This window comes from Rhizobium sp. BK512 (assembly GCF_014194915.1).
GTDB lineage: Bacteria > Pseudomonadota > Alphaproteobacteria > Rhizobiales > Rhizobiaceae > Rhizobium.
In genome coordinates, this window is the sequence record NZ_JACIAS010000007.1 from 319480 (window position 1) to 342213 (window position 22734).

Consider the following 22734-nt stretch of genomic DNA (forward strand, 5'->3'; position numbering starts at 1 on the left):
TTTTTCTAAAAGTGCCCCCAAAATCATTCTGGAGGACACCCCATGCGTTCAATTCTTCTGGCCTGTGCCGCAACTTTGGCCCTTACCCTACCGGTCAAGGCCGCTGACGTCACGGTTGCCGTCACCGCAATCGTCGAACATCCGGCGCTCGATGCCGCGCGTAAAGGCGTGCTCGATGCGCTGACTGCTGCCGGCTATAAGGAAGGCGAAAACCTCAAGTTCGTCTTCGAATCCGCGCAGGGCAATCCGGCAACGGCCGCCCAGATCGCCCGCCAGTTTGCCGGTGACGAACCCAACGTCATCGTGCCGATCTCCACGCCGTCGGCCCAGGCCGTCGTTTCCTCGACGCGCGATATCCCTGTCGTCTTCACGGCCGTTTCCGACCCGCTCGGCGCGCAGCTCGTCAAGAACATGGACAAGCCTGGCGGCAACGTGACGGGCCTTTCCGACATGTCGCCGGTCGGCGAACACATCGCGCTCATCAAGGAAATCCTGCCTAATGTGAAGACGATAGGCTACCTCTACAATTCCGGCGAAGCCAACTCGGTCTCGCTTCTGGCGGCACTGAAGGCTGAAGCCGAGAAGGCCGGCATCACCGTTGTTGAATCGGCCGCGACGAAGTCCGCCGAAGTGCAGGGCGCTGCCCGCGCGCTCGTCGGCCGCGCCGATGCGATCTACATCCCGACCGACAACACGATCATCTCGGCGCTGGAAGGTGCGGTTGCCGTTGCAGAAGAAAGCAAGCTGCCGCTCTTCACCGCCGATACGGATTCCGTTTCTCGCGGCTCGATCGCAGCGCTTGGCTTCAATTACTATGATGTCGGCAAGCAGACCGGCGAGATCGTCGTTCGCGTGCTGAAGGGCGAAAATCCCGGTGATATCGCGGTGAAGACCGCGGCCGGCAGCGATCTCGTCATCAACAAGGCAGCTGCGGCCAAAATGGGTGTCACCCTGCCGGAAAGCGTTGTCTCGCGCGCCAACAAAGTCATCGAATAATCGACTGTCGTTCCAAAGTCTTAGCTACGATCAGCCGCTCCCGTTTGCGCGGGGGCGGCTGAATATATTAAAAGGCTCCCGTTTCGCGACGGGCGGAACGGAAACAAAAGGGGCTGAAAGCCTTGAGCCAAATTGCATTCTGGGGGGCCGTCGAGCTCGGTCTGGTTTATTCCTTCGTCGCGCTCGGCGTCTATCTTGCGTTCCGCGTTCTCGATTTTCCGGATCTGACGGTGGACGGTTCGTTCCCGCTCGGTGCAGCCGTGACTGCGGTGCTGATCATCGCCGGCGTCAATGCGTGGCTCGCAGCACTGATCGCGATGGCAGCGGGGGCCGGAGCCGGAATGGTGACGGCGCTCCTCAATGTGCGGTTCAAGATCCTCAACTTGCTCGCCTCGATCCTGACGATGATCGCGCTCTTCTCGGTCAATCTACGCGTCATGGGCAAGCCGAATGTCGCGCTCATCAATGCCGATACGATGATCAGTCCCTTCTTCGGGCATGGGCTCAGGGATTTCTACGTTCGGCCGCTCTTCGTCGGCACCCTCGTCGTTATCGCCGTCATCGTCGTCTGGCGCTTCCTTGAAAGCGATGCCGGGCTTGCGATGCGCGCGACCGGCGCCAATGCCCGCATGGCCCGCGCCCAGGGTGTCGATACCAGCCGGCAGATCTATCTGGGCATGGCGATTTCCAATGCGCTGGTGGCGCTTGGCGGCGCGCTCTTTGCGCAGACCAACGGGTTTGCGGACGTCACCTCGGGTGTCGGCACCATCGTGGTCGGCCTTGCTGCAGTCATTATCGGCGAGACGCTGCTTGGGCGGCGGGGGCTGCTGATTGCGCTTATCGGATGCGTGTTCGGCTCGATCATCTACCGCATCGCCATCCAGCTTGCGCTGTCGAGCGACGTCATCGGCCTGCAGGCCTCCGACCTCAATTTCGTGACGGCGGTTCTCGTGACTGTCGCGCTCATTCTTCCCCGCCTTCGCGGAGGTGCCGCATCATGATCAGCGTCAAGGACATCAAGGTTGTTTTCGGGCGTGGCACGCCGCTGCAGAAACAGGCGCTGAACGGCGTCAGCCTGACAATCGACGAAGGCTCTTTCGTCACCGTCATCGGCTCCAATGGCGCCGGCAAATCGACACTGCTCGGCGTGCTCGCCGGTGATGTCATGCCGAGTGAAGGCTCGGTTCTGATCGGCAAGGCCGACGTGACGCGCAGGTCTACATCGGCCCGCGCCGGTCTGGTGGCGCGCGTTTTCCAGGATCCATTGACCGGAAGCTGCGGTGCGCTGTCGATCGAGGAGAACCTTGCTCTGGCCGCCCGGCGCGGTGAAAAGCGCGGGCTTGGCGCAGCTCTCGGTGGAAGCCGCCGCGACTATTTCAAGGAGCGGATCGCCGAGCTTAATCTTGGGCTGGAAAACCGGCTGAGAGACCGTATGGACCTGCTGTCCGGCGGTCAGCGGCAGGCCGTCTCGCTCGTCATGGCGACGCTTGCCGGCTCCGAAGTGCTGTTGCTCGACGAGCATACGGCGGCGCTCGATCCCGGTATGGCCGAGTTCGTCATGAACCTGACGCAGAAGATCGTTTCCGAACGCAAGCTGACGACCATGATGGTGACGCATTCCATGCGTCAGGCGCTGGACTACGGCCACCGCACGATCATGCTGCATGGCGGCGAGATCGTGCTCGACGTGGCTGGGGACAACAGGAAGAACCTGCAGGTCGAAGATCTGATCGCCATGTTCCGCAAGATGCGTGGCCAGACGCTCGACGACGATGCGCTGCTGATCGGTTAGGCCGACAGCGTGCTGATCATTGATCAGCGCGCCTGTGTGAGCAGGATCTTGGCGGCGAAAACCGAGAAGACGCCAGCGAAGGTATAATCCATGCCGCGCAGCACCTTCCTGTTGCTCTGCAGCCAGCTCGACAGCCAGTCGGCAGCCATGACGACAGCCGCGTTGACCGGCATTCCGACCAGGATGAAGCAGAATCCGAGGAAGAGCAGCTTGTGCGTCACGGCGGGATCACTCGCATCGACGAACTGCGGCAGGAAGGTCATGAAGAAGATGATGACCTTCGGGTTCAGCAGGTTGACCCAGAAGCCCGAGGAAATGTTCGAGAGGATCGTGCCCCTTGGGCCTTCAACCTTAGCGACCGTCAGCTTCGAGCCGTAGCGGATTGCCTGCACTGCCAGCCAGAAGAGATAGGCGGCGCCGCCGGTCTTCAGGATCAGGAAAGCGGTCGGAGAAGCGGTGATCAAAGCCGATATGCCGAAGGCGACCAGCATCGTGTGCACGACGATGCCGAGGCTGGTGCCAAGAACAACGAAAAGGGCTGCCTTCTTGCCCTGTGCCAGCGCACGGCTGATCGACAAGGTCATGTCAGGGCCGGGGGTTGCCGCCAGCAACAAAGTGGCGGCGGCGAAGGCAATAAGCGTCGGAAGGCTTGGCAGGAACTCCATGGTATACTCTGAAAGCCGGAGAAAGATCCGGCGATCTCTTACGCGGCTTTCAGAAATTTACCAATCAAACCTTGTGATGGCACCGATTACTTCTGTTCGAGATAGGCCTTGAATTTGTCAGCGTAATCCTTGTGCCAGCGTGACAGTGGCGGGCGGTTCTCGATGATATCGCCCATCGCCCAGGCCATGCGGCGTTCATCGACAGGACGGGCTACGTCGTTATCGGGGCATAGGATGTAGAAATCGCCGCGCTCCAGGCTTTCGACCATGAAATCGACCGTCTGTTCTGGCGTCCAGGCCGCGGCAGGCTTTTCCTGGCGATCGCCTTTGGTGAGGCCGGTAAAGACGAAGCCGGGGATCAGCAGATGCGCGGAAATACCGGCACCTTCGATATTGCGCAGCTCATGCTCGAGCGCTTCAGTGAAGACCTTCACACCGGCCTTGGAAACATTGTAGGCGGGGTTGCCAGGCGGGGTGGTGATGCCCTGCTTGGAGCCGGTATTGATGATAAGGCCGGGTTCGCTATGAGCTATCATGCCCGGGCCGAATGCCCTGACGCCGTTGACGACGCCGAGAAGATTGACCGCAAGAATATTGTCCCAGCCGGCCTGCGGACTGAAGATCGAGGTTTCCGGGCCGATGCCGGCATTGTTCATCAACACATGCACGCGGCCGAAGCGCTGGATGACAGCGCGCTCGAGGGCTTCGATCTGCTCCTTCTGCGAGACGTCGGTCTCGACAGCCATCACATGCTCCTGGCCCGCGATCGCCTCCAGTTCGGCGCGGGCGCTGGCGAGCCTGTCGCCACCGAGATCGGCGATCACGACGCTCATGCCGGCCCTGGCGAAGTATTTTGCGGCGGCGAGGCCGATGCCGGATGCGCCGCCGGTGATGACGGCAACATTGGATTGTTTGAAAATGTCTTGAATATTCGTCACGGGACTGGCCTCTCCTCGGAGCATTGTTCGGACGGTGCCGAATATGGGCTCTGCTTTTGCGCTGTCAAACCTTATCGGGGTACCGCTGGCGCCTCGTTGCCCTTGCGTCACGCGCCAATCTCGCTAAAAGTGCCGCGATACCGGGCTTTGCGGGTGTGCCGCGGCCTTCATGCAACGGACCTCATCATCATGGCATCATACAAAGACGTGAAGAAAGTCGTGCTCGCTTATTCGGGCGGTCTCGATACCTCGATCATCCTGAAGTGGCTGCAGACCGAACTCGGCGCTGAAGTCGTGACCTTCACCGCCGACCTCGGCCAGGGCGAAGAGCTGGAGCCGGCGCGCAAGAAGGCCGAGATGCTCGGCATCAAGGAGATCTATATTGAGGACGTGCGCGAAGAATTCGTGCGCGATTTTGTCTTCCCGATGTTCCGCGCCAATGCCGTCTATGAAGGTGTCTACCTGCTCGGCACGTCGATTGCCCGCCCGCTGATCTCCAAACACCTCATCGATATCGCCCGCAAGACCGGCGCCGACGCGATCGCACATGGCGCGACCGGCAAGGGCAACGACCAGGTTCGCTTCGAGCTTTCTGCCTATGCGCTGAATCCCGACATCAAGATCATCGCGCCGTGGCGCGACTGGTCCTTCAAGAGCCGTACCGATCTGCTCGAATTCGCCGAAAAGCACCAGATTCCGGTCGCCAAGGACAAGAAGGGTGAGGCTCCCTTCTCGGTCGATGCCAACCTGCTGCACTCCTCTTCCGAGGGCAAGGTTCTGGAAGATCCGGCGCAGGAAGCGCCTGAATATGTACATATGCGCACCATCTCGCCGGAGGCAGCCCCCGACAAGGCGACGACCATCAAGGTTGGCTTCCGCAAGGGTGATGCTGTCTCGATCAACGGTGTCGAGATGTCTCCGGCAACATTGCTCGCGACCCTCAACAATTATGGCCGCGACAACGGTATCGGTCGCCTCGATCTCGTCGAGAACCGCTTCGTCGGTATGAAGTCGCGCGGTGTCTACGAGACCCCCGGCGGCACGATCCTGCTGGCAGCGCATCGCGCGATCGAGTCGATCACGCTCGATCGTGGAGCGGCACACCTCAAGGACGAGCTGATGCCGCGTTATGCCGAGCTCATCTATTACGGCTTCTGGTTCTCGCCGGAGCGCGAAATGCTGCAGGCCCTCATCGACAAGAGCCAGGAGCATGTCGAAGGCGAAGTGACGCTGAAGCTCTATAAGGGCAATGTCATGGTCACCGGCCGTGAGAGCGAAAAGTCGCTCTATTCCGACAAGCTCGTCACCTTCGAAGACGATCAGGGCGCCTACGACCAGAAGGATGCCGCCGGCTTCATCAAGCTCAATGCGCTGCGCCTTCGCACGCTCGGCAAGCGTAACCTGCAGAAGTAACGCTCGTCGAACCGATCCGAAAGAGCCCGCCGGCCCCGCCGCGCGGGCTTTTTTCTTTCCCGGCCGATACAACGTCCACCAGTGTCTTGACGGGACGAGGTCATGGCATAAGCTGCACCGGTTATCATCGGAGCCTTTCCATGCCGCTTTCCCTGCTTGTCGGCGCCTTTCTGGCGGCGCTTTTCTATGTGCTCATCCCCGGTCCGGCCTTCCTGCAGCTTCTCGGTATTGGCGCCGGGCAGGGTCGCAAGGCGGGCGCCTTCTTCATGATGGGGCATCTTGTCGGCGATCTCGTCTGGTCGGGTCTGGCGCTGGTTGCGATCGTCGGCGCCAAGACGATCGGCACGTTCGTTTTCGACCTGCTGGGGCTTGCCTGCGGCTTCTATCTCGCCTGGATCGGCTGGAGCGCCATCAATGCCAAGCCGAAGGCCGAGGGACAGGCGCTGCTCGTCGTGGAACGGCCGTTCCGCCGCGGACTGATTTTCGGGGTCACCAACCCGAAGGGCTATCCGGTGGCGCTCGCCACGTTCACGGCGCTGGTCGCAGGCTCTGCAAGTGCGCTCGACTTTCAGGCCCTGCCGATGCTGCTCAGCGTCTCCTTCGTCGGTTTCATCACGGCCGACATCATCCTGATCGGGATCATCGGTGCCGGCGTCGTACGCCGCTTCTACCGCGCCCATGAAAGGCTGATCGTACGTTGCTCGGGCGTGCTCTTCATGGGTTTCGCCGTTCAGGCCCTGTGGCATGCCACGCCCGGTCTGCTCGGTTGGCGCAAGGCCTGATCAGGCCTCGCTGCCGAGGAAGCCGACGACTGATCTCAGCGTCTGAACCTCATTCGGGTCGCCAATCGACATGGCGATCTGAAGCTGGTCCTTGTAGTAGTCCAGGAAGTTGAAACTGGTGCCGTCGGTGACATTGGACAGATCGATGACGTTGCCGAGCGGATCGATCGCGTGCATGGGCAATGGTTCGGATATTGCGGCAAAGGTACTCTGATCAATCAAGCCATTGTCGAGGCTTTGCCGGGCATAGCTGCGCAATTCGCCTGCACTGACGGCCGTGAAATCGATCGCCTGGCGATTATCAAAATCTTCGATCTGGAATGAGCCTTGAGCAATGCCGTGCTTAGGCTCGATTACAATATCAGCGGTCTTCGAACTTTTTGCGTTATTGTTTGTATTATTTTTGAATAGCAAACTCTGAGAAGACCGCAGGGAAAAAATTTCCATGCGCATGTCCTCTTACTTGAAGATAAGGGAAACTAGCGTCTCGAGCCGATTCGCGTCAATCGTTAACGATTGGTTAATTTTTATGTATCAATTCTTGCCCACAAGAATTAGCCGGGCGGACAAAAGTCACGGCCGACCACATATCAATTCCGTGGCGACCTTCCTATATTATCGATCCACTTGCCGGCATAAAGGACTTTCATATGTCTTCTTCCACTCAATTCAATCAGGCACTTGTCAACTGGAATGGCCTTCATGGCCTGCCGCGTTTTGACGCCATTGCCGACAGCGACTTTGCCGCGGCCTTCGAGGCCGCGCTCGCCTTGCACGAAAGAGAGATCGACGCGATCGCCGGCAGCAAGGAAGAGCCGAGTTTCGACAATACAGTCGTCGCGCTCGAGATTGCCGGGGATGAACTATCGCGTATTTCCTCTCTCTTCTGGAACCGGGCCGGCGCGCATACCAATGATGTCATTCAGGCGCTGGAGCGGGATATTTCGCCGAAAATGTCCCGGCATTACTCGAAGATCGGCATGAATGCCGACCTCTTCAAGCGTATCGACGCACTCTGGGAAAAGCGTGAAAGCCTCGGCTTGACGCTGGAGCAGACACGCGTGCTGGAGCGGCATTGGAAAGGCTTCGTCAAATCAGGCGCCAAGCTGCCGAAGGCGGAGCAGGAGAAACTTGCTTCGATCAACGAAAAGCTTGCCGGCCTCAGCACCGGCTTCGGACAGAACGTACTTGCCGACGAAAAGGGGTGGTCGCTGATCCTCTCCAGCGAAGAGGAACTTGCCGGCATTCCCGATTTCCTGCGCGACGCAATGGCAGCTGCTGCCCGCGAGCGCGGCGAGGACGGCAAATATGCTGTAACGCTGTCACGCTCGATCATCGAGCCGTTCCTCACTTTCTCCGAGCGCCGGGACCTTCGCGAGCAGGCCTTCAAGGCCTGGGTGGCGCGTGGTGAAAATGTTGGCGAGACGGATAACCGCGGCATTATCAGAGAGACCCTTGCGTTGCGTGACGAGGTGGCGAAGCTTCTCGGCTACGCCAACTTCGCCGAGCTGAAGCTCGACAACACCATGGCGAAGACGCCAGAGGCCGTGAATGATCTGCTGCGCGCCGTCTGGGCAAGGGCGGTGAAGCGCGCTCACGAGGAAGAAGCGGATATCGCCGCGCTGATCACCGCGGAAGGCAAGAACCACGACGTCATGCCGTGGGACTGGCGTCACTATGCGGAGAAGATCCGGGCGCAGCGGTTCAATTTCTCGGAAGCGGAGCTGAAGCCCTATCTGCAGCTCGAAAAGATCATCGACGCCTGCTTCGACGTTGCTGGTCGCCTGTTCGGCATTCATGCCGTCGAGAAGAAGGGCGTTGCCGCCTATCATCCGGACGTCCGGGTCTTCGAGATTCGCGACCGGGACGACAAGCTGGTCGCGCTTTTCCTCGGCGACTATTTCGCCCGCAGCTCGAAACGTTCGGGCGCCTGGATGAGCTCCTTCCAGTCACAGCACAAGCTGACGATGAAGAACGGCCACCATGGCGAGATGCCGATCATCTACAATGTCTGCAATTTCGCAAAGCCCGCGGAAGGAAAGCCGGCGCTGCTTTCGCTCGACGACGCGCGTACGCTGTTCCATGAATTCGGCCATGCGCTGCACGGCATGCTCTCCAACGTCACCTATCCCTCTGTATCGGGAACGGGGGTCTCGCGCGATTTCGTCGAGCTTCCTTCGCAGCTCTACGAGCACTGGCTGACGGTTCCTGCCATCCTCAAGGAATATGCCGTGCATTTCGAAACCGGAGAGCCGATGCCCCAGGCGCTGCTTGACAAGGTGCTCGCTGCCCGCACCTTCAATTCCGGCTTCAACACCGTGGAGTTCACCTCTTCGGCGCTGGTCGACATGGCCTTCCATACGCGCGACAAGGTGGAGGATCCGATGGCCGTTCAGGCCGAGGTGCTCTCGGAGATCGGCATGCCGAAATCGATCGTCATGCGTCACGCCACGCCGCACTTCCAGCATATCTTCTCCGGCGGTTATTCGGCGGGCTATTATTCCTACATGTGGTCGGAAGTGCTCGATGCCGATGCCTTCGCCGCCTTCGAAGAGACGGGCGATGCCTTCAACGGCGAAATGGCCGCAAAGCTTCGGAACAATATCTACTCCACGGGCGGCTCCGTCGATCCGGAAGACGCCTACAAGGCTTTCCGCGGCAAGCTGCCGAGCCCGGACGCGATGCTGGTCAAGAAGGGCCTTGCGACCTTCGAGGAATTGACAGGCAGTGACGCTTAAGACAGTTTGATGACATAGAGCAAAGCGGCATGGTGATAGCCATGCCGCAGCTTTCGCGTGCCACCCCCTTTCGCAATCGCGAAAAAAACGGTATGAGCGCGCCAAACATAAATGGCGCGTCCACTAAGCGTAGCGCCCCAGCCTCAGAGATTATGACAAATGGCACTTCGCAACATCGCGATCATCGCGCACGTTGACCATGGCAAAACGACCCTCGTCGACGAGCTTCTGAAACAGTCCGGTTCGTTCCGCGAGAACCAGCGCGTTGCAGAGCGCGTGATGGACTCGAACGACCTCGAAAAGGAACGCGGCATCACCATTCTCGCCAAGGCAACCTCGGTGGAATGGAAGGGTGTCCGCATCAATATCGTCGACACCCCCGGCCACGCCGACTTCGGCGGTGAGGTCGAGCGCATCCTGTCGATGGTGGATGGTGCGATCGTTCTGGTCGACTCTTCCGAAGGTCCGATGCCGCAGACGAAGTTCGTCGTCTCCAAGGCGCTGAAGGTCGGCCTTCGCCCGATCGTCGCGATCAACAAGATCGACCGTCCTGATGGCCGCCATGAAGAAGTCATCAACGAAGTCTTCGACCTCTTTGCCAATCTCGACGCGACCGACGAACAGCTCGACTTCCCGATCATGTATGGCTCGGGCCGCGACGGCTGGATGAACGTCAATCCTGAAGGCCCGAAGGACGAAGGTCTTGCGCCGCTTCTCGATCTCGTGCTCAAGCACGTTCCGGAGCCGAAGGTCGAAGAAGGCCCGTTCCGTATGATCGGAACGATCCTTGAAGCCAACCCCTTCCTCGGCCGCATCATCACCGGCCGTATCGCATCGGGCTCGATCAAGCCGAACCAGGCCGTCAAGGTTCTGGGCCAGGATGGCAAGCTGATCGAAACCGGCCGAATTTCGAAGATCCTCGCCTTCCGCGGCATCGAGCGTACCGCGATCGAAGAGGCCCATGCGGGCGATATCGTCGCGATTGCCGGCCTGTCCAAGGGTACTGTCGCTGATACGTTCTGCGATCCTGCCGTCTCAGAAGCCATGAAGGCGCAGCCGATCGATCCGCCGACCGTCACGATGTCCTTCATCGTCAACGACAGCCCGCTGGCGGGCACTGAAGGCGACAAGGTGACGAGCCGCGTCATCCGCGACCGTCTCTTCAAGGAAGCCGAAGGCAACGTCGCCCTGAAGATCGAAGAAGCCGAAGGCAAGGATTCGTTCTACGTGTCCGGCCGCGGTGAACTTCAGCTCGCCGTTCTCATCGAAACCATGCGTCGCGAAGGCTTCGAGCTCGCCGTGTCGCGTCCGCGCGTCGTGATGCACAAGGATGAAAGCGGCCAGGTTCTCGAACCGATCGAAGAAGTTGTCGTCGACGTCGACGAAGAGCATTCCGGTGTGGTCGTGCAGAAAATGTCCGAGCGCAAGGCCGAGATGGTCGAGCTGCGTCCGTCGGGCGGCAATCGTCTTCGCCTGCGTTTCTACGCACCGACCCGCGGCCTCATCGGCTACCAGTCGGAGCTGCTGACCGATACGCGCGGCACGGCGATCATGAACCGCCTGTTCCACGACTACCAGCCCTACAAGGGCGTGATCGGTGGCCGCGTCAACGGCGTGCTGCTCGCCAACGGTTCCGGCGAAGCCGTCGCCTATGCGATGTTCAACCTGGAAGACCGCGGTCCGATGATCATCGAGCCGGGCGAAAAGGTCTATGCCGGCATGATCATCGGCATCCATTCGCGCGACAACGACCTTGAAGTGAACGTCCTGAAGGGCAAGCAGCTCACCAACATCCGCGCCGCCGGCAAGGACGAAGCCGTGAAGCTTACCCCGCCGATCCGCATGACACTCGATCGTGCTCTCTCCTGGATCCAGGACGACGAGCTGATGGAAGTGACGCCGAAGAACATTCGCCTGCGCAAGATGTATCTCGACGCCAACGATCGCAAGCGTTTCGAAAAGTCGAAGGCTGCTCTCTAAGAGCTTCGCCTACTCCTTCAAAACCCCGGCCTTCGCGCCGGGGTTTTTTATTGTGCGCTGCGTCGATTCCGTCTTGTGACAATCGTTAAAAAAGCGTTAAATTTTCTCTGTCGTCCACATATCAAGTCTGTGGGCAATCGATCACGATGCGGCTGCCGCATATGGTTAATTGCTTCCGGCAGGACCAGAGTAAGCGTTATGAAGACGTTGTCGATCGATGTCCGGCGGGCTGAACCGCATGATGCCCGAGCCATTTCGGAAGCCCACCGGCTTTCATGGCAGCATACCTATGCCGGCATCATTCCGCATCGTGCTCTGACGCAGATGATCGAGCGCCGCGGCGAAAACTGGTGGCGCAAGGCGACGCGCGGTCCGGCGACATTGCTTGTTCTGGATGTGGCAGGAACTGTCGCGGGTTATGCAACCCTCGGCCTCAATCGCGCTCGCGCATTGCCTCAGGAAGGCGAAATCTACGAGCTTTATTTGCGCCCGGAATATCAGGGTATCGGCCTCGGAAAACTGCTTTTCGGTGAAGCCCGGCGGTTGCTGAAATCTCTCGGCTGTAACGGTATGGTCGTCTGGTGCCTGGAAGAAAATGAGACCGCAGCCGGCTTTTATCGCGACCATGGCGGTGTCGATTTCTGCGAAGGTATGGAAAATTTCGACCATAAGCAGATCAAAAAGATCGGCTTCATCTGGAACTGATTGCGGTACCGCAATCGGTGCATCTTTCATTAGAAAAATTATATATTTTGACGTCCGCGCGCATTAAGCATTGCTTGCGAGGCATGTTGCGTTGCGTCATGAAACCGATTAACTGGCTTCGAGCAATTCAACCTCCCGGGAGTTTCCTATGCGCATCGACGCCGTTTCAATCGGTAAGAATCCACCTGAAGACGTCAACGTTATCGTCGAGGTTCCGGTCGGCGGTCATCCGATCAAGTATGAAATGGACAAGGAAGCCGGCACGCTGGTCGTTGACCGTTTTCTCTATACACCGATGACCTACCCGGGCAACTACGGCTTCGTGCCGCATACGCTTTCCGAAGACGGCGACCCGATCGACGTGCTGATCGCCAGCACCCGTCCGCTGGTTCCGGGCTGCGTTATCAACGTGCGCCCCATCGGCGTTCTGAAGATGGAAGACAATTCCGGCAAGGACGAGAAGATCATCGCCGTCCCTTCGCCGAAGCTGACGATGCGCTATGACAAGGTGAAGGATTATACCGATCTTCCGGACATCACGCTGAAGCAGATCGAGCATTTCTTCGAGCACTATAAGGATCTGGAGCCTGGCAAGTGGGTGAAGATCTATGGCTGGGGCGACTCCAAGGAAGCAGGCGAGCTGATCCTTGAAGCCATCGAGCGCGCCAAGAAAGAAAAGGCCTGATTCCGGCCTTTACGCAATTTCGGATGCAAAACCGCTGCACATCTTTGCCGGAATTGCTCTAGCCGAATAGCGTTTCGAGCTTGTTGATCAAATCCTCCGGATTGCCATCGATCCGGAGGATTTTTTTGCGCGATGTATCGCCGGCAGCAAGGCTGACCAAGGACTTTGCAATACCCAAAGACTTGGCGACGAGCGCTATGAGGGCCTTGTTGGCTTTTCCCTTTTCCGGGACGGCGGTGACACGCGCCTTCAAGAACATGCCGCCTTCGCCATCTGGTTCGATACCGTCGATGGCATTCTGCCCGCCATTCGGCGTCAGCCTTACGGCAAGACGCACGTGATCACCGGAAAGCCTCCAGGGACGGCTCAAACGACCAGCGAAAATAGGAAAGGCTTGATCGGATTGTTGAGTATGGCCTGTATGAACAGGATGATCAGCAACAGAACAATCGGAGAGATGTCGATGCCACCCAGATTGGGCAAAAAGCGGCGTATCGGTCGCAATGCAGGTTCGGTGGCGTTATAGAAGAACATACCCAGCTGGCTCACAAACTGGTTATGCGAATTGATGACGTTGAATGCGTACAGCCACGAGAAAATGGCGCTGGCAATGATCACGTACCAATAGAGGTTCAAAGCCACATTGATAATCAAAAAAATGGCTTCAAGAATTCCCGCCATTACCGTCTCCAGTTCGTTGTTGACAGATATGTAGACATTGGCGATTAAACGAGCAAGGGCCGTGTGGAGACGCATGGCAAATCATGTTTAACGGGCCGCTTCGCAGGCAATTCTGCGCCCGCTCTCTCGGAAAAAGCTTCATGTCGCTTTCGCCCACCGGAGACCGTTTTGCCGCGTTCCGGCATCCGTCCTACACCCGCTTTTTCTTCGCGCGGTTTCTGCTTTCCTTCTCGCAGCAGATCGTCAGCGTCGCCGTCGGCTGGCAGATGTATGACCAGACCGGCAGCGCCATTTATCTTGGCCTGATCGGGCTTGTGCAGTTCCTGCCGTCTCTCGCGCTGATCCTCGTTACTGGATCGGTGGCCGACCGGCACAATCGCCGTGCGATCGCCTCGATCTGCTCGCTTGTCAGCGCGCTCTGCACGCTTGCACTCCTGGGGATGACGATTACCGGCAGCTTTTCACCAATTCCGGTTTTCGCGGTGCTGCTGATCTTCGGCATAGAACGCGCCTTCATGACGCCGGCCGTGCAGTCGCTTGCGCCGAACCTCGTGCCGGAGAAGGACCTTTCGAACGCGATCGCCTGGAATTCCTCCTCATGGCAGCTTGCGGCCATCACCGGCCCCGTGCTCGGCGGTCTGCTTTACGGCGTCAGCGCTTCGACGGCCTATATGGTCGCAGTCATCTTTTCTGCGCTGGGCGCGATCCTGCTCTACACGATCCCGAAACCGCCGCAGAAGACGACGGGTGAAGCCAAGAACTGGGACATGATCCTCGGCGGTTTCCGCTATATAAGGGAAGAAAAGGTGGTGCTTGGGGCCATCTCGCTGGATCTCTTCGCCGTTCTCTTAGGCGGCGCCACCGCGCTGATGCCGATCTTTGCGCGTGATATCCTGACGCTCGGGCCATGGGGCCTCGGCCTGCTGCGTTCGGCGCCGGGCGTGGGCGCCATCATCATGGCGATCTTCCTTGCCGCCTATCCGCTGAAGCATAAGGCCGGCCTGTATATGTTCATCGGCGTGGCGATTTTCGGCCTCGGCACGATCGTGTTCGGCTTCTCTACCAATACCGAGGTTTCCATCGCAGCGCTCGCGATCATGGGCGCTGCGGATATGATTTCCGTCTATGTTCGCGAGAGCCTGATTGCGCTCTGGACGCCGGACCATCTGCGCGGTCGCGTAAACGCCGTCAATATGGTCTTTGTCGGCGCGTCCAATGAGCTCGGCGAGTTCCGAGCGGGCACCATGGCCTCGGCCTTTGGTGCGGTTCCGGCCGTCATCATCGGCGGGGTCGGTACGCTTGCTGTCGCTGCGCTCTGGGCAAGCGGCTTTCCGAAGCTCAGGAAGATCGATACGCTCGACGCGCCTATACGAGAAGCGCCCTAGTCGTCCTGGCCATGGTCGGCTTGCCTTCGAAGACGACATCGAGAAATTCGTCGAGCCAGGCTCTCAGCGGCGCATCGAACAACATGCGGCCTTCGAGATGTTCGCGTCCCTGCTGTGCATTCGGCAGGATGAAGCGATGGGCGCCGTGCACGACCCAGCGATGCATCATCACCCGCGTCAGCTCCGCATGGAATTGCAGGCCCCAGGCGTTGCCGTTGTAGCGGAAAGCCTGGTTGGGGTAAGCGTCGCCGGATGCCAGCAGCTCGGCGCCATGCGGCAGTTCAAATCCTTCCCGGTGGAAGTGATAGACCATCTTCGGCCAGCGCATCAGCAGCCGGCCCTTCTCCGTCGTATGGAGTGGATACCAGCCAATCTCGGTAGACCCGTCGCAATTGGCCGCGACCTTGCTGCCGAGTTGGCGCGCCAGTATCTGTGCGCCGAGGCAGATGCCGAGATAGGGACGGTTTTCCCTGAGGGGGATTTCCAGCCAGTCGATTTCCGCCTTGACGAATTCATCGGGATCGTTGGCGCTCATCGGGCCGCCGAACACCACTGCACCCGCATGGTCGTCGAGCGTCGAGGGCAGCCGGTCGCCAAGCACGGGGCGCCGGATATCGAGGTCGTAGCCTTTCTCGACAAGAAGTTGGCCAACACGGCCGGGGCTTGAGCGCTCCTGATGAAGAATGATGAGAATGGGACGCTTGTCGCGTCTCACTATCCTGTCAGTCGCCATCGTCCTGCACCACCTGTGCGTTTGTCACTCGTGCCGCCGCCTCCTGCCGCTTCTGAATACGCTCACGAGAGGACACACCCAGGAGATCGGCGATCCGCCAGATCACATGGTCTTCCATCTCGCTGCGCTCGCCGTCGGCATAGACGATATCCCAGAGAATGCCGATCAGCTCCAGACGCTGCTCGGTATTGAGATGTCTCTTTAGATCGGAGGTGAAGCGGAAATAATCAACTGCCGTGCTTTCGGCTTCCAGCCCCGCGGCCATCAAGGCGTCGAGCTGTTTGCCGTCGAGCGCGTATTGCTCCTTCAGAAGCTTGCGCAGCCGCTTCTTCTCGCTGTCCTTGATCTGACCGTCGGCCTCCATGACCTGCATACAGAGCGCGGCCACCGCGATGCGCGGGTCATCGGGCGCAAAGCCTGATTTCGGGCGGTCGGCGGTCAGATTTTGGAAGAATGCCTGAAAGCGTTCGAACATGCGGTTTTTGTTCCATTTCAGAAAAGGCGGAGTCGCGTCTTGGTTTCCGGCTCCATCTTGGGATCGCGCACGCCGGGGTCATCCGGCAGGCCACCAAAGAAGGGCTTTGGTTCAGACGCAGCAGGAGCCGGTCGGGAGGTGGACGGTTCATTGGCTTTTGCCGGTGTGGGGGCTGGAGTTGCTGGCCGCACGGCTTCCGCAATCGTTGCGGCTCGTTCCAGCTCGATAATGCGGTGGTCGTTGACCACGCTTTCCGGCCGGGTATGGCGCAGCGGCGGCAAGGTCTTCAGCGCCGTTTCGATCGGGGCGGTCGACCCTTCCTCGACTGGTCCTTCGAGCTGGCCGAAAGGTGCCTTCCACTCGAAGGCGTCGAGACGGCCGGTCACCGGCGAGACCGGCAACCATTTGTCGGAAACGAAACCATCGGCAACCCAGGCCGGATCGCGCGGCGCCTTCAGCGCCTGTGCCAGCCAATGGCGCACGCGACCCTGATCGCCGGTCTCTGCTTCCTCGATGTCCGCGAGCAGCAGAAAGGCCGCCTCGCGGGGTTCGATACGGGCGGCTGCTTCCGCCTTGGCACGCGCCTTGGCGAATTGCTGTGCATCGAGTGCGGCCTGTGCGACGACGAGGAGAGATTCGACATTGTTCGGTCGCATGCCTTCCAGCCGCTCGGCGCGCTTCAGGCGATCGAGTGTCGAATCGCCGCTGCGGGCGCGGACATAGACGCGACCGATCTCCGGATGTGGCGCGGCCTTCCATGCCTGTTCGAGAATGGAGGCAGCCTTGCGTATGCCGTTCTCGCGGAACAGCGCCTTTGCGGCGATAAGTGCGGCGGGCACGAAATCGGCTGAAAGCTTCAGCGCCTGGAGGGCATCGTCACGAGCGCCGGCGGCATTGCTTTCCAGCTTGTCATCGGCGCGCGCCGTCAGCAGCACTGCATGCAGACGGTTGGCCTCCGCCTTTTCGACAACCTTGGCGGCCTTCTGCTGTTCCAGCAGGCGGATGGCGTCGTCCCAGCGGCCGGACTGGCTGCGATATTCGAGCGTTGCCTGTGCTGCCCACGGCAGGTATGGCGCATTGTCGGCCGCTTTTTCCGCGTATTGGCGGGCGGCTTCGTTTGCGCCGAGACGCCTGGCCTCCAGGTAAAGGCCGCGCAAGCCAAGCTCCCGAGTCTCGGGATCGTTGGCCATCGCTTCGAACTTGGAGCGTGCCTCGTCGTAGCGGCCTTCGATGAGAGCCGCCTGTGCTTCCAAAAGATTGATGAGCGGTTCCTGATCGGCGCGGATAAGACCGCGCGAGCGGGCCGCCATCTTGCGGGCGAGCAGGGCATTGCCGGCGCCGGCTGCAATGAGGCCGGTCGACAGCGCCTGGTAACCGCGGTCGCGTTTACGGGCGCGAAAGAAGCGCGTCACCGAATGCGGAGAGGTCCATATCAGTCGGACGAACCACCAGGCCACCATGACGGCAGCGATCAGCGCAATGATGGCGCTTGCCGCCACGATCAGCTTGGTCTGGTAGATCTGGCCTTCCCAGATCAGCGACAGATCGCCGGGACGATCGGCAAGCCAGGAGAAACCATATGCGAGAACGAGGACGAGGAGCGCGAAGATAACCAGGCGGACCATACTCATCCTTCCTTGCCGGTGCCGGAAACGGCCTTCGAGAGAGCGCCGCCAACGAGATCCTCGACGCGGATACGAGCTTCGAGCGACTGCTTGAAGGCGGCGGAAGCCTGCTTGGCAGCAGCAGGCAGGCTGTTCCATTCAGTAGCTGCACCGGGCAGATCGCCGTTCTTCACTTTGTCCTCCATACGCGCGGCGATCGCCTCAACGCTTTCGCCTTCGACATTTCCGACGGGGCGGACCGAAACCAGGGATTTGGCGCTCGACATCAGCCGGTCGGACCAGCTCTGGTTGGGATCGGGCTGGTTGACGGACTCGACGATCGCTGCGGCAACGTCGGGAACCTGACGGATGAGCTCGGCGCGGGAGGGCACGCCGGTTTCGGCAAAGCCGCGCAGATCGGTTGCAGCGGGATCGTCGGGTGCTACGCCGGCAAATGTATCAAGTTCGGCGATGAAGGGGCCGCCGCGGTCGATCGCGGCCTTGAGCGCCGCGGCTGCGATAGCCCGGGCGACGGCGACATCCTCGCGCGGTTCATTCAGCTTCTTTTCGGCTTCGGCAAGGCGGCTGGAAATATCGGCGCCGCTGGAGGCCTGCTGTTCGGTGGTCTGCGTAAGGCTCGTCTTCAACTGCTCGATCTGAGCAGTCAGATCTGCAATCTTCTGGTTGAGCGCTTCAACACCGCCAGGCTCGGTCGCTGTGCCGGATGCCGGCGTCTGGGGAGCCGCTTCGAGAGCCGCGACGCGCTTTTCGAGAGCACTTGTATCGGCGGCCGGCGGCGGATTGGCGGCAAGGCTTGCGACCGATTGCTTGAGCCCTTCGATCTCGCCGGCGAGATCGGCCATATCGGCTGAATTCGTCTGCGAGGTTGAGGAACCCGGCAGATAACCGGCATATTGAATGGCTCCGGCGCCGAGCAGTGCGACAAGGCCGCCGAAAATGCCCGCGGCGATCAGACCCGACGTGACCGCTCCCTTCTGCGGCGGCGGCGGTTGCACCGGTTCCGAGAGCGGGGGTTCCTTGGAGAAGGACCCATCCTGCGCGCCGGCGGCGCGTTCGCTTTCGTGTTCGGACAGCGGTTCACCCGCGGCTTCTGCAGCGGAAACGGCCTCGGCGACAGGCGCATCATCGATGGCTTGTGCGGCTTCTTCAGCAGGCTTTTCAGGATCAGTCGCCGAGGCGAAGTCCTGCGCGTCCAGGTCAATGGTGACCGGCTTGTCGGAGCTCTTCGAGTGGCGTGGCGGATTTCCCGATACCATGAGGTCCTCATTATCCTGCATTGCAACGAAACTAGACAGGGACGGCAGTTAAGGGAAGAGGTTAGATCAAATTTGGGCGGCTAAAGCCTTCAAAGCAGCGACAAAAGGCTTTTTTCATCCGGCATCGGCGAAATCTCCAAGGCTGTGCTCAAAAGAGATGGAACAGCTTCCGCTACAGTGTTGCTGAGACAAATGAGACGGATTTTCGGCAGCTGCAATAAAAGGGACTCTACCTGCGGGATCTGAAAGAAATTTGCGGCCGTTTGGCGGGAGTAGAAAAGAACAGCATCAGGAGGATTGCGCATGAGGAAGGTGGCGACCGTCCCGGGGTCGAGAGCGATAGATTCCATCCGGTAACATTCGGCCACTGAGAACTGACGCCCCAGCTCGGCCAGCCGCGTCTCGAAGGCCTCGGCACGCGGAAGGCCGGTGAGATAGACAAGCCCGCCGGTATTGTTTGCCGCGATCAACTCGGCCAGTTCGCGGCCGCTGCCAGACGATGCCGTGACGGAGCGGAATCCCAGCTTGCGGGCCTCCTCAGCCGTCGCCTCGCCGACGGCAAAGAGACGGCGCGAAAGGTGGGGTGTCAGCGAGTCATCCAGAGATTGTAGCGTGCGCACCGCCTCCGCGCTCGTTATCGCTATCGCCCCAGTGGTTGTTTCGAGACCCCGGCGAGCGGCTGCCGCATCGTGAATGGGACGGGTCAGCGGCAGCAATAGTGGCTCGTGGCCTAGCTCGCGTAAACGTTGAGCGGTTCGCTCGCCCGAATGTGCCGGACGGGTGACGAGCACGCGCATGCCGGCTAGCTCCAGTCCTCAAAGAAGCTGCTTCCTGCTCTTGCGCGGACATCCTGTCCGGCGCGGGTGCCGAGTGCAGCGGCATCGCGGCGATTGCCATCTATGGTGATCGCATGCTGATGGCGGCCGTCAGGGGTAATGATGAGACCCGAGAAACGGATCTGATCACCCTCGCAGATGGCGTAACCGCCAATTGGCGTGCGACAGGAGCCATCGAGGGCGGCAAGGAATGCGCGTTCGCAGGAGACCGTGTCGAAGGTCGGCGGATCGTTGATCGGCGTCAGCAGTTCGTCGATCCTGTTGTCGCCGATACGGCTCTCGATACAGATTGCGCCCTGTGCGGGTGCCGGCGGGAAGCTATCGGGGTCGAGGATATCGGTGATCACCTCGACCTTGCCAAGACGCTTGAGGCCCGCAAGCGCGAGAAGCGTCGCGTCGACCTGACCTTCCTGCAGTTTGCGCAGGCGCGTGTCCACAAGGCCGCGGAAAGTGATGACGTTGATATCCGGCCGCATGCGGCGAATGAGCGCCTGACGGCGAAGCGAGGATGAGCCGACGGTTGCGCCATGGGGCAGGTCGATCAGCTTCGGAGCGGTGCGGCCGACGACCGCGTCGCGAATGTCTTCACGCGGCAGATAGGCCGAGAGACAGAGACCTTCTGGCAGGTTGGTCGGCATGTCCTTGCTCGAATGCACGGCAAAATCGAGATCGCCGGCTGTAAGCTGCTGCTCGAGCTCTTCCGTGAAAAGTCCTTTGCCGCCGATCTCGGCCAGCGAACGGTCGGTAATGCGGTCGCCCTTGGTCGTCAGAACGACGATTTCGAACATTTCCTCTGGCAGATTGTGGGCTGCCATCAGCCGATCTCGGGCTTCGTGGGCCTGTGCGAGCGCCAGCGGGCTGCCACGCGTGCCGATACGGAAAGGTTTTGTTTGCATCCGCTTTGTTCCGTTGTTACCGGAGTTCTCGTAAACAGGTTTAACCCCTATCGCAATCAACGAACAGATTTCATGGCTCCCTTTCTGCGCATCCTCGGCATCGAGACAAGCTGCGACGAGACCGCCGCTGCGGTCGTCGAGCGCGATGCCGAAGGCCGCTCCAATGTCCTGTCGGATGTCGTTCTTTCCCAGCTCGACGAGCATAGCGCCTATGGTGGCGTGGTGCCGGAGATAGCGGCCCGCGCCCATGTCGAGGCGCTGGACGAGCTGATCGACGAAGCCCTGAAGCGCGCCAATGTGTCGCTCTCGGATGTCGACGCGATTGCCGCGACATCGGGGCCTGGCCTGATCGGGGGGCTGCTTGTCGGGCTAATGACCGGCAAGGCGATCGCCAAGGCGGCGGGCAAACCCCTTTATGCCGTCAACCACCTGGAAGGCCATGCGCTGACGGCGCGGCTGACGGATGGTCTTTCCTTTCCTTACCTGATGCTGCTCGTTTCCGGCGGCCATACGCAGCTCATCCTCGTGCGCGGCATCGGCGAGTACGAGCGTTGGGGCACGACGATCGACGATGCGCTGGGCGAAGCTTTCGACAAGACGGCGAAATTGCTCGGCCTTCCCTATCCCGGCGGACCGGCGGTGGAGAGGATGGCGCAGGGTGGCAATGCCGATCGCTTCAATTTCCCGCGGCCGCTCGTTGGCGAAGCGAGGCTCGATTTTTCCTTCTCGGGCCTGAAGACGGCCGTGCGCCAGGCGGCGACCGAGATCGCGCCACTGACGGATCAGGATGTCGCCGATATCTGCGCCTCCTTCCAGAAGGCGATTTCCCGCACGATGAAAGATCGCATCGGCCGCGGCCTGCAGCGATTCAAGGCGGAATTTCCGGACCTTCCCGAAAAGCAGGCGCTGGTGGTGGCCGGCGGCGTCGCAGCGAACCAGGAGATCCGCAGCACGCTTCAGGCGCTCTGCGACAAGAATGGCTTCCGTTTCATCGCGCCGCCTCTTCACCTCTGCACCGACAACGCCGTTATGATTGCCTGGGCCGGACTTGAGCGGATGGCGAAGGGCGTAGTGCCAGACGATCTCGATGTGCAGCCGCGCTCGCGGTGGCCGCTCGATTCCAAGGCCGGGACCGTGCTCGGATCCGGAAAGCGGGGAGCCAAGGCATGAGCGAACGGATCGCTGTGGTCGGATCGGGAGCTTTCGGTACGGCGCTTGCATCCGTCATCGCGCTCACAGGGCGCAATTCGGCAATTCTCGTCGGCCGCGATCCCGCGCTGATCGAAGATCTCAGGTCCGAACGGCTTCACGACGCTGTTCTGCCTGGCATCCCACTGCCGGAAACGCTGGAATTCTCCGCTGAGGCAGATGCGATCGCCGACGCGGGCATCGTGCTCTTTGCCATGCCGTCACAAGCGCAGGCAGACGCCGCTCGGCAATATGGTCCTTATCTGGCCACGGATGCCGTCGTGGTCACCTGCGCAAAGGGCATCGAACGGCAAACAGGTGCGCTGCTGACCGACATGCTGGAGCGGGAATTGCCCGATCATCCGGTTGGCGTACTCTCCGGCCCGGGCTTTGCCGCCGATATCGCCAAGGGGCTGCCGACGGCCATGGCGATCGCCGCGGCCGACATGCAGGTTGCCGAGCGGCTGGCACAGGCGATCTCCGGCCGCACCTTCCGCCTCTATGCCTCGGCAGACCGCATCGGTGTGCAGCTTGGCGGTGCGTTGAAGAATGTACTGGCGATTGCCTGCGGTATTGTCGAAGGCGCCGGCATTGGCGATTCGGCGCGCGCGGCATTGATTGCCCGCGGGCTTGCCGAGATGTCGCGCTTCATCGTCGCCAAGGGCGGCAATGCCGATACGGCGCGCGGGCTTTCCGGCCTTGGCGATCTGGTGCTGACGGCAACCAGCCATCAGTCGCGTAACCTGCGTTTCGGCATTGCGCTCGGACGCGGCGAAAAGGTCGATCCTTCGCATGGCGAGTTGGTGGAAGGGGCCTTTGCTGCTGCAGTTGCCTCGCGACTTGCCGAGGAACTCAGCGTCGAGATGCCGATTACCGACGCGGTTTCCGCGATCATCGACGGCAGGCTCGGCATACCCGAAGCCATCGAACAATTGATGACACGTCCGATTACGACCGAATAGGAG

Annotated in this window: 23 protein-coding genes; 12 read left to right on the forward strand and 11 right to left on the reverse strand. The window is 60.3% G+C overall.

From position 1 onward, the window contains the following. Window positions 1-42 precede the first annotated feature (42 nt). The 3 genes from FHX06_RS24875 (at window position 43) to FHX06_RS24885 (ending at window position 2788) form a co-directional block, all read left to right on the forward strand. Entirely contained in the window at window positions 43-996 is a 954-nt protein-coding gene (locus FHX06_RS24875) for an ABC transporter substrate-binding protein (RefSeq protein ID WP_029868779.1), read from the forward strand. 122 nt (window positions 997-1118) lie between these two features. Continuing rightward, on the forward strand, window positions 1119-1997 hold the full coding sequence (locus FHX06_RS24880) for an ABC transporter permease (RefSeq protein ID WP_112545640.1): 879 nt from the start codon (window positions 1119-1121) through the stop codon (window positions 1995-1997). Then, on the forward strand, window positions 1994-2788 hold the full coding sequence (locus FHX06_RS24885; protein ID WP_183881196.1) for an ABC transporter ATP-binding protein: 795 nt from the start codon (window positions 1994-1996) through the stop codon (window positions 2786-2788). Before FHX06_RS24880 ends, FHX06_RS24885 begins: the two co-directional genes overlap by 4 nt. Before the next feature lie 23 nt (window positions 2789-2811). Here the strand turns inward: FHX06_RS24885 and FHX06_RS24890 are convergent, their stop codons facing one another. Next, window positions 2812-3453, reverse strand: coding sequence for a LysE family translocator (locus tag FHX06_RS24890; protein WP_183881198.1), 642 nt, complete (start codon window positions 3451-3453; stop codon window positions 2812-2814). A gap of 86 nt (window positions 3454-3539) precedes the next feature. Continuing rightward, complete coding sequence (locus tag FHX06_RS24895) at window positions 3540-4391, reverse strand: SDR family NAD(P)-dependent oxidoreductase (RefSeq protein WP_183881200.1); 852 nt, start codon at window positions 4389-4391, stop codon at window positions 3540-3542. Window positions 4392-4580: 189 nt separating this feature from the next. Here FHX06_RS24895 and FHX06_RS24900 point away from each other — a divergent pair, with 189 nt between their 5' ends. Then, window positions 4581-5804, forward strand: a complete 1224-nt coding sequence (locus FHX06_RS24900) for an argininosuccinate synthase (protein WP_029868784.1) — start codon at window positions 4581-4583, stop codon at window positions 5802-5804. A 140-nt stretch (window positions 5805-5944) separates the two neighbouring features. Further along, on the forward strand, window positions 5945-6586 hold the full coding sequence (locus FHX06_RS24905; RefSeq protein ID WP_183881202.1) for a LysE family translocator: 642 nt from the start codon (window positions 5945-5947) through the stop codon (window positions 6584-6586). On the opposite strand, the gene FHX06_RS24910 is transcribed toward FHX06_RS24905, so the two are convergent. Next, window positions 6587-7033 carry a hypothetical protein gene (locus FHX06_RS24910; protein ID WP_183881204.1) on the reverse strand — a complete coding sequence of 149 codons (447 nt, stop codon included), beginning with the start codon at window positions 7031-7033 and terminating at the stop codon, window positions 6587-6589. Window positions 7034-7236: 203 nt separating this feature from the next. Between FHX06_RS24910 and FHX06_RS24915 the strand changes: the two genes are divergently transcribed. From FHX06_RS24915 to ppa, 4 genes are all read left to right on the forward strand, one after another. Then, the gene (locus FHX06_RS24915) at window positions 7237-9324 is read left to right on the forward strand and encodes a M3 family metallopeptidase (protein WP_113204340.1); all 2088 of its coding nucleotides are present in this window, start codon (window positions 7237-7239) and stop codon (window positions 9322-9324) included. A gap of 159 nt (window positions 9325-9483) precedes the next feature. Then, window positions 9484-11304: a translational GTPase TypA gene (typA, locus tag FHX06_RS24920; RefSeq protein WP_029869162.1), complete on the forward strand. Its 1821-nt coding sequence runs from the start codon at window positions 9484-9486 to the stop codon at window positions 11302-11304. Window positions 11305-11502: 198 nt separating this feature from the next. Beyond that, window positions 11503-12009 (forward strand): GNAT family N-acetyltransferase, encoded by a 507-nt coding sequence (locus FHX06_RS24925; protein WP_112545633.1) that lies wholly within the window; start codon window positions 11503-11505, stop codon window positions 12007-12009. Between the two features lie 148 nt (window positions 12010-12157). Further along, window positions 12158-12694: an inorganic diphosphatase gene (gene ppa, locus FHX06_RS24930; RefSeq protein ID WP_112545632.1), complete on the forward strand. Its 537-nt coding sequence runs from the start codon at window positions 12158-12160 to the stop codon at window positions 12692-12694. Between the two features lie 58 nt (window positions 12695-12752). On the opposite strand, the gene FHX06_RS24935 is transcribed toward ppa, so the two are convergent. Further along, the gene (locus FHX06_RS24935; protein WP_113209731.1) at window positions 12753-13064 is read right to left on the reverse strand and encodes a DUF167 domain-containing protein; all 312 of its coding nucleotides are present in this window, start codon (window positions 13062-13064) and stop codon (window positions 12753-12755) included. After that, the gene (locus FHX06_RS24940) at window positions 13061-13450 is read right to left on the reverse strand and encodes a YggT family protein (RefSeq protein ID WP_112545630.1); all 390 of its coding nucleotides are present in this window, start codon (window positions 13448-13450) and stop codon (window positions 13061-13063) included. Before FHX06_RS24940 ends, FHX06_RS24935 begins: the two co-directional genes overlap by 4 nt. 65 nt (window positions 13451-13515) lie before the next feature. Here FHX06_RS24940 and FHX06_RS24945 point away from each other — a divergent pair, with 65 nt between their 5' ends. Further along, complete coding sequence (locus tag FHX06_RS24945; protein WP_113209730.1) at window positions 13516-14760, forward strand: MFS transporter; 1245 nt, start codon at window positions 13516-13518, stop codon at window positions 14758-14760. Here FHX06_RS24945 and FHX06_RS24950 read toward each other — a convergent pair. From FHX06_RS24950 to hemC, 6 genes are all read right to left on the reverse strand, one after another. Continuing rightward, a complete protein-coding gene (locus FHX06_RS24950) occupies window positions 14741-15493 on the reverse strand; it encodes a glutamine amidotransferase (protein ID WP_113209729.1) in 753 nt (250 codons plus the stop codon). The genes FHX06_RS24945 and FHX06_RS24950 overlap by 20 nt on opposite strands. Further along, complete coding sequence (locus FHX06_RS24955; RefSeq protein WP_112545627.1) at window positions 15483-15968, reverse strand: TerB family tellurite resistance protein; 486 nt, start codon at window positions 15966-15968, stop codon at window positions 15483-15485. The genes FHX06_RS24950 and FHX06_RS24955 overlap by 11 nt, the downstream gene beginning before the upstream one ends. 17 nt (window positions 15969-15985) lie before the next feature. Beyond that, window positions 15986-17593: a heme biosynthesis protein HemY gene (locus tag FHX06_RS24960; RefSeq protein ID WP_113209728.1), complete on the reverse strand. Its 1608-nt coding sequence runs from the start codon at window positions 17591-17593 to the stop codon at window positions 15986-15988. Window positions 17594-17595: 2 nt separating this feature from the next. Next, a complete protein-coding gene (locus FHX06_RS24965) occupies window positions 17596-18870 on the reverse strand; it encodes a COG4223 family protein (RefSeq protein WP_183881206.1) in 1275 nt (424 codons plus the stop codon). A gap of 68 nt (window positions 18871-18938) precedes the next feature. Further along, complete coding sequence (locus FHX06_RS24970; RefSeq protein ID WP_113209726.1) at window positions 18939-19646, reverse strand: uroporphyrinogen-III synthase; 708 nt, start codon at window positions 19644-19646, stop codon at window positions 18939-18941. A 5-nt stretch (window positions 19647-19651) separates the two neighbouring features. Then, a complete protein-coding gene (gene hemC / locus FHX06_RS24975) occupies window positions 19652-20581 on the reverse strand; it encodes a hydroxymethylbilane synthase (protein WP_113209725.1) in 930 nt (309 codons plus the stop codon). A 72-nt stretch (window positions 20582-20653) separates the two neighbouring features. On the opposite strand from hemC, the gene tsaD reads away from it, so the two are divergent. Next, a complete protein-coding gene (tsaD, locus tag FHX06_RS24980; RefSeq protein WP_113209724.1) occupies window positions 20654-21751 on the forward strand; it encodes a tRNA (adenosine(37)-N6)-threonylcarbamoyltransferase complex transferase subunit TsaD in 1098 nt (365 codons plus the stop codon). After that, window positions 21748-22731, forward strand: coding sequence for an NAD(P)H-dependent glycerol-3-phosphate dehydrogenase (locus FHX06_RS24985; RefSeq protein WP_113209723.1), 984 nt, complete (start codon window positions 21748-21750; stop codon window positions 22729-22731). The genes tsaD and FHX06_RS24985 overlap by 4 nt, the downstream gene beginning before the upstream one ends. Window positions 22732-22734: the final 3 nt, after the last annotated feature.